The organism is Caldisericum sp. (genome assembly GCA_022759145.1).
Taxonomy (GTDB): domain Bacteria; phylum Caldisericota; class Caldisericia; order Caldisericales; family Caldisericaceae; genus Caldisericum.
In genome coordinates this window covers 1-3689 of sequence record JAEMPV010000056.1, presented here as the reverse complement: position 1 = coordinate 3689, position 3689 = coordinate 1, and the positions used below count along the sequence as shown (strand labels likewise).

At 34.6% G+C, this 3689-nt stretch carries 1 protein-coding gene; it reads left to right on the top strand.

Annotated features, from left to right (window positions below):
• The first annotated feature begins 304 nt into the window (after positions 1–304).
• The gene (locus JHC30_03800; protein ID MCI4463277.1) at positions 305–3517 is read left to right on the top strand and encodes a topoisomerase DNA-binding C4 zinc finger domain-containing protein; all 3213 of its coding nucleotides are present in this window, start codon (positions 305–307) and stop codon (positions 3515–3517) included.
• Positions 3518–3689 lie beyond the last annotated feature (172 nt).

Genomic DNA, 3689 nt, shown 5'->3' with positions numbered 1-3689 from the left:
GGAATCTCTATATGATTATTCTGCAGAGGCTTTGGATTTTTGTGATAGTATTGAGGGTGGGAAGGAGAGGTTAAAAGGTCTTATAATTTTTTTGAACAGCCCCAGAGGTTACCCCTTGACAATGGACATAGAACATCTTAAGTCTTTACACAATTAATGAAACACTACCTTCAATCTTGAAGGAGATAAATAAAAAATTACACTTTTAAAAAAAATTTAAGAGATCTGAGCTTTATACAACAAAAAATATGAAATTGAAATGAGATAAAATTTGTACTAGGTAGGTGAATGAGGAGATGAGATAATGTCCGAGTATATCGGATGGCGAGCAACGCAGGGGCCCTCAGATATTAATAAACTAATCGCTGAATTTCAAGAAGCCTTAGATGATGAAATAGAAGCTTTAAAAAAAGGACAGGGTGGACAAAAGATTTTTATAGAAAATGGTAAACTTATAGACCGTCTTTCTGAAAAGTTTTTGTATCGGTTCTATGTGGAGCTAGAACGAACAATACCTGAAGATACACCATGTCAAGTCATTATTGGACCTGAAATTATCACGGCTCATATCGTTTCTGTTGATCCTAATGAAATTGTATTGGCATTAAATAAGAACTTTGGGCCATTTATTTCTCAAGCAATCATTCAAATAGCACCTTGGTTTCTTCTTGAACAATTAAAAACAAGGCTTGAAGAAGTTAGCCAAAATAAATTACAAGGATTCAATGTTCAAAATGCCTTAAAACTCTTTGGTTTTGTAAAACCAAAGCTAATAAAGGCAATAGCAAACCAGAATTTTAACGAAACAAAAATAAATTTAAATCCGAGACAAAAGGATGCTCTTTCAAAAGCTCTTTCACAGGAAATAACATTCATTTGGGGTCCACCTGGAACTGGTAAAACAAGAACTATCGCTGCAATAATAGAAAAATTTGTTGAAATGAACAAAGTGATGCTTTTGACAGCACATACCAATGCAGCAATAGATGAAGCACTATTGAAGCTCGTAGAAATCCTTTCTAATAAGGAGCTGTTAGAAGAGGGGAAAATAATTCGTTATGGAATACCAACCCGAAATGATCCTGTTTTTAATAAAATAGCTTTTGACGAAATTTTAGCTCGAAAAAGAGAGTTGCTTATTAAAGAAAAAGAAGCTCTTGAGACGGAAATTGAAAATTTAAAACAGTCATATCGTTTGTTTGAAAAACTTATCATGTTATGTGATAAACTTACTCAGATAATAGAAAAAGAAACATCTTTGCAAAAAGATATTGAAGAAATTGAAAAATCGATTTTAGAATTGGAAAGACAATTACGTGATGTTAAGGAAAATTTAAAACATTTAGAAAAACAGTTAGAAAAGGCTAAAAATACATTTTTCTTAATTCGTTTTTTTACAGGACTTGATCCGAAACAAATAGAACAAAAAATCATTGAAGAACAAAAGAAAGAACAAGAACTTCTTACAAAAAAGGCTGGATTAGTAGCACATGTTAAGAAACTTGAAGAAAAGAGGTCTTCTCTCCGAAAAGAATTTGAAGAACTTAAGGAAAGAATTGAACAACTTTTTAGAGAAGCTGAAGTAGAAGATTGCAAGGAAGCTCAAGCAAAATTTAAAACACTGGATACTAAACTACAGGAACTAAAACAGAAAATAAGCATTATCCAAGCAAAGATAGAAAACTTGCCTCGTGAAATTTTAGACAACTGTCTTGTAGTGGGAGCAACCTTATCAAAGCTTGTTCTCGATCCTTTTCTTTACAAACGTAACTATGCAGTAATGGTTTTAGACGAAGCCAGTATGGCACCTCTCCCTGCTATTTTTTTTACATCAGGGCTAATAACAGAAAGGTTTATAGTTACAGGAGATTTTAGACAGCTCCCTCCGATAGCCATTACTGATACTGATATGTCAAAAAAATGGTTAAAAAGAGATATTTTTGAGCAAGCTGGTATCGTAGATAGATATGAATCAGGATTAACAGATGAACGGCTTGTAAAGCTCACTATGCAACACCGGATGCACCCTGCTATTGTTGAAATTATTAATGCCAAGATGTACGGCGGTGAACTTGAAACCAGCGAAGAAACACTTACTAAAACTTCAGAAATAGTTGCGAAAGAACCTTTTTCTGATTTTTCGTTAATTTTTTGTGATACTTCACAAATTAATCCTTGGTGCTCTAGACCTTGGGGGTCACAATCACATTTTAACGTATATCAGGCTGTTTTATGTTGTAGAATTGCTCAAGGGGCGGTTGAAGCAGGTATTAAAAGAGTAGGAATTATTACTCCTTATGCAGCACAAGCAAAATTGATTGCTACAATACTAAAAAATACAGGATTAATTGAAAATGTACGGGTAGCTACTGTGCATAGGTTTCAAGGAGGAGAAGAAGATATAATAATTTTTGATGCTGTAGATGGACCGCCACTTCGAAATCCTGGAAAGTTTCTTTACGGTTCATTCCCAGGAAACGGACAAACAGCATCTGAAGCTAGTAAACTTATTAACGTTGCAGTCACTAGAGCCAAAGGGAAGCTCATCTTGGTCGCTAATTATTCATTTTTTTTACAAAGGATGAATAAGGACGATGCCTTACTTTACGTTCTTAACTTTATCTATCAAAACGGGAAAATTGTTGATTCTCGAGATATCCTTCCTTCTTACTTTAACGAGTCGATCTTGATCAGACACCCATACGTTCAACAAATATCTGAACTTAAACATTGGGAAATATGGAAGGAAGGTCAATTTTATGAACAATTTTTAAAGGACCTTGTCCAAGCAGAGAAGAAAGTAATCATTTTTAGTCCCTTTCTTGCACAAAAGCGGGTGGCAAATTTGGGGGACATATTCCGTTATCTTATTGATAAAGGCGTAGCTTTGTATGTTATAACCAGGCCAGCAACAGAAAAGAAAAAAGACCCCGAACTTGTAGATTTATATAAATACTTGAAAGAAATAGGAGTGAAATTAATCTATCGCGAGAAACTTCACGAAAAAGTCGCTTTCATTGATGATAAAGTTTGTTGGCTTGGAAGTCTCAATATTCTCTCACATAGCGAAACGTCTGAATTCATGCTTTCGATCAGGGCTAAGGAAGTTATCACACAACTTTACCAGTTCTTCGGTGTTGATGCTATTATAGGTACGGAAGAAAAGCAGAACAAAACACACAGCATTTGGGAGAGCTTACAGAAAGAAATTATAACCTTGATGCAAAATCCCTTATGCCCAAAATGCGGAGCTTCGGTTGTGTTGCGTTGTAGTAAGTACGGAATCTTTTTGGGCTGTGAACGACACAGCCAAACTCGTTGTCAAGGAAAAGTGAATATACCGCCTAAAATAATTGAAGATGCAGTAAAAAAATTAAAAATAAAATGCCCACATTGTAAAGAAGGTTTTATGCGTTATTGTATGGGTAGCAAAGGCCCATTTTTAGGGTGTGATAAATATCCAGAATGTCAATATACCATCGATCTGAAATATAACAAACAAAAATTTGATTCATAACTTCCTCTCCATTAAAACTTAGTTTCCACAATTAATAAAAACGTTTTAAAAATAATTAAAACTCAAGCAACTCAAAAAACCTCCGTGTATCCTGAGCAAGCGCCTGGTATAGATTAAGGTTGAAGTTATGTTTCTATGTCCAAGCCAGGCTCTTACAATCGTAATAGGGACT